Genomic DNA, 5,969 nt, shown 5'->3' with positions numbered 1-5,969 from the left:
TTATTCTTAACAAAATCAACTGGCATCTTTAAAATACTATAACTCGTATTTGCCCAGTTTCTGTAAATCAACCCAAAATATTATCTTCAGCTCAGAAGCATCTGCTAGTAGTGAGATGAGCCAAGATCCAACAAAGCATCGTTTCTTTAAAAGAGAAAAGTCTCTACAACCACCATACCCTGAACTAGGCCTGGAACTAAAGCCTGTCGATTTTTCTCTTATCTGAAGTTAATTTTAAAAATTTTAGCTTAATCATTATTGGGTTGAATTACAGATCTGTGATTTAACCAAATTCAGCAAAAAAGTATTGCATTTGGCAGGATGGTTGCCAATGCTATTGGAGTTTAGTATTTACAGGGATTAAAAATTGAACATGACCCTTTTTTACCAAGATCCCGGCCGGAGGTCAAGAATCGTGCGGTTTTGCTCAAACCTATTGACGCATTTTGATGCTTTATGGACTTTTATTTTTAATGAAAATATAGAGCCAACTAATAATCATGCGGAGCAATGCTTACGGCCTGCGGTCATTTGGCGAAAAAATTATTTTGGGACACGTTCTGATTATGGCTCTGACTTCGTAGCCAGAACCATGTCTCTTATTACTTCCTGCAGATTACAAGCTAAAAGTGCCTTTGATATCTGCTCGCAGATTTTGGTGGATCATTTCTCTGGACAAAAATCTTTGGTCTTTGCTAATCACCCGTGACCTTTTACCAATCTTTTGCACAAAAGCCATAACGTATATATTTTACTTTATTTATCCTCTTCTTTAGGCTCTTTATCCAGTACTAAAGCAAGAATCGCAATAAGAGGTAAGGTAACTAAAATCACTAATAATACTATCGAAAATGCGTATGACCAATACAATGCTAGCTGACTATTTTTAATATAGCTTCCAAAAAACATATCTGTATACAGGTCTACTGAAGAATAAGCGATAGGACCCCATATTAAAATGTATATTTAGATAATTGCCGTACCCAAAGTAATTTTTTTAAAACTCATGACTTTACCTTTCTAATAAATTTGAATGCAACACTTGCCAAGTATTCTTAACTATCGCCAAATGGTTCCTAAATTAGCTTCTAGGCATAAAATACACCAAGCAGCATAAGGTATATTTAACTCATCGCCTATCCAGCGTCTCACTGTTCGATCATTGGTATTAATTCGTCCAGCAAACTCAACACCAGAACAATTGGCCATTGCCAACGCAATTTTAATCTCATCTCCAGTTGGTGCTGTCCATTCTTTGGCTATTTTAAGGCATTCTGGACGTATACTACCCTGAACATTATATGGTTTGTATGATTCCATGGCTCACCTTTTAAACCGCAGCTATAAGCTGCGGTATTTTGTTATATTAAATTTAGTTCACTTAATGAACTTATTTCATTGTGACCAATTACAAAATGATCAACTAAATTTATATCAAATAATTTTAATGCCTGTTTAATTTTGAGAGTGGATTCTATGTCTGCTTGACTGGGCGTTGAATTGCCAGATGGGTGATTGTGTGCAAGAACTATTGCTGTTGCATTTAATTCTAAAGCGTCTTTAACAAATTCTCTTGCACTGATTGTACAACTGTTAATACAACCAGAAAAAACCACTCTGTATTCTATTAGCTGCAATTGTGTATCAAGATATAATGCTGCTAAATGCTCTCTTTGACATTTCTCAAGTTGTAATCTCAAATAATTTTTGATTAAAAACGAGCTGTTGCAAGGCTCTTTGTTAACTTTTAGTTTACGGTCTAAAATTAAAATTGCTTGATCAATAGTTTTCTGTTCTTCCTGTGTAAAATAACCCATTTATATATTCCTTACCTCTCATGCCCTGAGCAAAATGCCCGTGCTTCAATGACATAATAGGGCATTATGCCCTATTATGTCAAGTGTTTTTTACAGATTTAAAAATATATAAACTCCCATTGTGTGGTTGATTGCTTAGGTTTGATTATCCCAATAGGTGCGCCAACATGATAAATTATCGCCATAAAAACACTCATAGCTGTAACGGCTCGCGTTTATAAACACATCGGCTCGTAATCATCGTATTTTTTTGGCCCACATTAATTGCAACTTGGCCCACTTTATTTGCAACTGAACTTTTCTCCTACCACCAGAAAAACGCACGTTTTCTTGGCGATATAATTATTCGTGAATAATGATTGAAAATAAACAAAATAACTCATAGAGAAAATCAACATAAGCTGATAGACTAATTTTGTAGTTTCTTTGCTATGGAATGATTATGTTAATTGGATATATGCGCATTTCTAAATCAGATGGCAGCCAACTGCTTGATTTGCAAAAAGACGCTTTATTAAAAGCCGGTGTTGATCCCAAATATATTTATCAAGATCTTGCTTCTGGGCGAAAAGATGACCGACCGGGATTAAATGCTTGCATTAAGGCATTACAGCCTGGAAACACCTTAGTGGTGTGGAAGTTGGATAGGCTTGGTCGTGACATGAAGCACCTCGTTAATCTTATTGATGAGCTCAATCACAAAAAAGTTGACTTTAAAGTATTGTCTGGCGCTGACATTGATACAACCACCGCAAATGGCCGACTTGTATTTGGTATTTTTGCTTCTCTCGCTGAATTTGAACGAGAACTGATCCGTGAACGAACCCAAGCTGGATTGTTAGCTGCTAGGGCGAGGGGTCGCAATGGGGGTAGACCAAGAAAGATGGATGAACACACCATCAAAATGGCAATGGTAGCAATGAGTGATCGTAATTCGATTGCACATGAAGTTGCCAAACGGCTAAATATCACCACTACGACGCTTTATACGTATGTTAATGGGGATGGTTCTCTGAAAGAGGCCGGTAGTAAACTACTTAATCAATCAAACCGAGACCAAAGCTAACATGGGAAAGCAAATACCAGTCGAGCAGTTAATTATTTTGCACAATAAATTGGGTGTCTACCCACCAAAGCATTCTGCACGAAAAGGCTTGATTGAAGAGTTTGCCCATAGCTTTGGCGTAACATCCAGTACTGTTTATCGCCAATTGCGCCAATGTATCGATTTTTCTTCCTATAGACGAAAAGACTTTAATCAGCCTAGAACAATTTCATCCGATGATATGTTAATGTACTGCCGTCTTATTGCAGCACTTAAAATCCGTACCAGCAATAAAAATAATCGTCATCTTTCTACACCTAAATGTATTGAGATACTTGAGTTACATGGTATTGAAACAGCTCAGGGGTTAATTAAAGCACCAATTGGTATTTTAAAGAAAAGTACGGTGAATCGTTACATGACGCAATGGGGATTTAATCATCACGCTTTGTTGTCTGTTGAACCCATTGTCGTTCATTTCGAGGCGGAAGAAAGTAATGAATGTTGGCAATTTGACTTTACACCGTCAGACTTAAAAAAACTAACTAAAAGCAGTGACTATAAATTATTTCTTGCAAGCGTTACTGACGACAAAAGTGGTGTACTTTATTCGGAATATATTGAGACAGCGGGTGAAGATGTATTAACGACTTTAAAATTTTTGTTTAATGCGATGTCTGCTAAAAAAATATCAGGATTTCCTTTTCAAGGGATCCCTCGGACACTTTACACCGATAATGGAGCGCTTCGCACGAAGCGCATTATTTCGAAGGGTTTTAGCAGGTCTTGGCATCGATCTCAAAACTCATATGCCTAGAGGATCGGACGGAAGGCGAACCACTGCACGTAGCAAGGGTAAAGTTGAGCGAACAAATCGAACCACAAAAGAATCTTTTGAGACCTTGTTTCACTTTCATCAACCTGCCTCACTAGATCAGGCAAATGAGTGGTTAATAAATTATTTATTTCAATATGCTGAAATGCCCCATCGCTCTGGAAAATTAACACGTTTACAAACTTGGACGAAATTTCTACCAACGAACGGTTATCGACAAATGTGTTCTTGGGAAAAGTTTTGTCAATTTGTTCGCGATCCAGAAACACGCCTTGTGGCTTCAGATGCCTGCGTTAGCATAGACGGCATCTCTTATCAACTAACTCCAGATATGGCAGGGCATGAGGTAATTTTGCTACATGGACTGTTAGACAACGAAGTGTATGTTGAGTTTAATAGGCAAAAAACGGGGCCATTTTATCCATCTAGCGGCCCCATCCCTCTGCATATATTTCGACGCCATTCTCAAACAAAAACAGAAAAATTAGCAAATGACATTTCCAATTTAGCACAATCAATTTCTGTTCCATTATCGGTTATGACTGGACATGACACTCAAACTATCGCCCAGCTAGAAAAGGCGCGAGCAATTACAAAAAACCAACCCTGCGTTCCATTTGATGAAGAAAAAGAATCAGTATTTACTGATAAGCTTGAGGCCAAGAAGGCTATCGCTCGTTTATTAAATAAGCCACTTGCTGCATTACTTCCTCAGCAAATCGATGTCATTAATCATATCGTTAGAGAAACTTTAAACAAAGAAGAAGTCGAATCGAGGATAAGACAATATTTTACGTTGTCTTTATGCCAGGCAATAAATAAGGAGTAATGCGTGTATACAGAGGTTATGGAGTACTTTAATTTAAAACAACCACTTATTTGTGCTAGCTATTATGATACAGAGCAGCGGAAGAAGTTATACAAAGAATTAAAATTTCTGATTCAAGCGGGAGGGATTTATGCTTTAACGGGGATGGTTGGATCAGGAAAAACCACGTTATTAAACCAAATTCAACAAGAATTGGAAATTGAAAATAGAATCATAGTATCTCGGTCGTTGTCTACTGAAAAAAATCGATTAAATGTAAGCACCATTTATCTGGCGTTATTTTATGACCTTACTAAAACAGATAAAAATTTTAAGGTTCCAACGCAAGGTGAAAAGCAAGAACGTCAATTAATTGATTTAATTAAAAAGCAAAAAAAGCCGGTGGCTTTATTTATTGATGAAGCCCATGATGTACATGGACAAACATTAACCGCTTTAACGCGCATCGTGGAAATAGTTGCGCATAGTGGTTGTCAATTATCTATTATTCTGGCAGGTCATCCTAAATTGGGTAATTCCCTATCAACCTCCAGTATTGAGGAAATAGGGGCTAGAACTAAGATATTTAGCATTGACAATGCAATGGGCAACATGGAGAAGTATGTTGAGTTTCTGTTTAAGCAATGCCTAAAGGAAAAGGTGAACGTCAGTGATGTGATTACAAATGAGGCCGCATTACGACTCGCCCAAGCATTAATTACACCATTACAAATTCACAAGTATTTGGCTACAGCTATGGAAATTGCCTACTCTGCAGCGATAAAACCAATTACTGAAGAGGTTATAAATAAAGCACTTGCCCCCGATCTTCATTCATTAGAAGCACAACTAGCCAGGATTGGATATTAACTTCCTGCTATTTGTATTTGTGAATTTCTTCACGCCACACCTAAAGAAGTTAAAGATTTTCTATATGGTAGGAACTCAACGAGAAAAACAGAATTTTTAAGTGCAATTCGCTCCATTGGGATTACTGTATGAACGAAATAACGACTAATGATTTGCCAGCATATAAAGACTTTCTTGAAAAAGCCAAAGCTCAAATTCACGGGACAAGAGTTCGTGCCTCTCATGCAGCTAATCGGGAATTAATCTCCCTATACTGGTGGCTTGGTGAGCACATTGTAAAAAGCCAAAAAAAACATGGCTGGGGAAAATCCGTTGTTGAGCGTTTATCTAGAGATTTAAAAGTTGAATTTAATGCTAAATCAGGATTTTCACCCCAGAATCTTTGGTATATGCGCCAATTTTATTTGGAATACCAACACAAGCCAAATCTCCAACAGCTCGTTGGAGAAATACCATGGGGTCATAACCTGTTGATTTTAAGCAAAGTAAAAAATGACGATGCTAAATTATATTATATAAAATCGACACTTGAATGTGCAGGTTTTGTCGCAAAAAGTTATCGGTGCAGGTAAGCTCTTGATTTTTTTATATAGG

9 protein-coding genes are annotated in these 5,969 nt (G+C 37.2%); 6 read left to right on the top strand and 3 right to left on the bottom strand.

All coding sequences use genetic code 11. The annotated features are described in order from the left end of the window. Positions 1–415 precede the first annotated feature (415 nt). Positions 416–709, top strand: a complete 294-nt coding sequence (locus QM652_RS13760; protein ID WP_415076761.1) for an IS66 family transposase — start codon at positions 416–418, stop codon at positions 707–709. A 47-nt stretch (positions 710–756) separates the two neighbouring features. Here QM652_RS13760 and QM652_RS13755 read toward each other — a convergent pair whose 3' ends face one another. From QM652_RS13755 to QM652_RS13745, 3 genes are all read right to left on the bottom strand, one after another. Continuing rightward, on the bottom strand, positions 757–909 hold the full coding sequence (locus QM652_RS13755) for a hypothetical protein (protein ID WP_415076759.1): 153 nt from the start codon (positions 907–909) through the stop codon (positions 757–759). A 150-nt stretch (positions 910–1,059) separates the two neighbouring features. Continuing rightward, a complete protein-coding gene (locus QM652_RS13750) occupies positions 1,060–1,320 on the bottom strand; it encodes a transcriptional regulator (RefSeq protein ID WP_415076757.1) in 261 nt (86 codons plus the stop codon). Positions 1,321–1,361: 41 nt separating this feature from the next. Then, the gene (locus QM652_RS13745; RefSeq protein WP_415076755.1) at positions 1,362–1,817 is read right to left on the bottom strand and encodes a JAB domain-containing protein; all 456 of its coding nucleotides are present in this window, start codon (positions 1,815–1,817) and stop codon (positions 1,362–1,364) included. A gap of 442 nt (positions 1,818–2,259) precedes the next feature. Between QM652_RS13745 and QM652_RS13740 the strand changes: the two genes are divergently transcribed. The 5 genes from QM652_RS13740 (at position 2,260) to QM652_RS13720 (ending at position 5,947) form a co-directional block, all read left to right on the top strand. Continuing rightward, entirely contained in the window at positions 2,260–2,883 is a 624-nt protein-coding gene (locus tag QM652_RS13740; RefSeq protein WP_415076753.1) for a recombinase family protein, read from the top strand. A gap of 1 nt (position 2,884) precedes the next feature. Continuing rightward, complete coding sequence (locus QM652_RS13735) at positions 2,885–3,679, top strand: hypothetical protein (protein ID WP_415076751.1); 795 nt, start codon at positions 2,885–2,887, stop codon at positions 3,677–3,679. Further along, entirely contained in the window at positions 3,672–4,526 is an 855-nt protein-coding gene (locus tag QM652_RS13730; RefSeq protein WP_415076749.1) for a hypothetical protein, read from the top strand. The genes QM652_RS13735 and QM652_RS13730 overlap by 8 nt, the downstream gene beginning before the upstream one ends. Before the next feature lie 3 nt (positions 4,527–4,529). Further along, positions 4,530–5,375, top strand: a complete 846-nt coding sequence (locus QM652_RS13725; protein WP_415076747.1) for an AAA family ATPase — start codon at positions 4,530–4,532, stop codon at positions 5,373–5,375. A gap of 128 nt (positions 5,376–5,503) precedes the next feature. Beyond that, positions 5,504–5,947, top strand: coding sequence for a DUF1016 N-terminal domain-containing protein (locus QM652_RS13720; protein WP_415076745.1), 444 nt, complete (start codon positions 5,504–5,506; stop codon positions 5,945–5,947). Positions 5,948–5,969 lie beyond the last annotated feature (22 nt).

Origin of the sequence: Legionella sp., from assembly GCF_047605385.1 — a bacterium.
Classification (GTDB): Bacteria; Pseudomonadota; Gammaproteobacteria; order Legionellales; family Legionellaceae; genus Legionella.
Note: the sequence above shows the minus strand (reverse complement) of the source record. Positions and strands in the feature narration are given on the sequence as shown.

Coding starts and splice junctions, on each gene's coding strand:
- QM652_RS13755 (WP_415076759.1), bottom strand. CDS start 909: ATGTTTTTTGGAAGCTATATTAAAAATAGTCAGCTAGCATTGTATTGG.
- QM652_RS13750 (WP_415076757.1), bottom strand. CDS start 1,320: ATGGAATCATACAAACCATATAATGTTCAGGGTAGTATACGTCCAGAA.
- QM652_RS13745 (WP_415076755.1), bottom strand. CDS start 1,817: ATGGGTTATTTTACACAGGAAGAACAGAAAACTATTGATCAAGCAATT.
- QM652_RS13740 (WP_415076753.1), top strand. CDS start 2,260: ATGTTAATTGGATATATGCGCATTTCTAAATCAGATGGCAGCCAACTG.
- QM652_RS13735 (WP_415076751.1), top strand. CDS start 2,885: ATGGGAAAGCAAATACCAGTCGAGCAGTTAATTATTTTGCACAATAAA.
- QM652_RS13730 (WP_415076749.1), top strand. CDS start 3,672: ATGCCTAGAGGATCGGACGGAAGGCGAACCACTGCACGTAGCAAGGGT.
- QM652_RS13720 (WP_415076745.1), top strand. CDS start 5,504: ATGAACGAAATAACGACTAATGATTTGCCAGCATATAAAGACTTTCTT.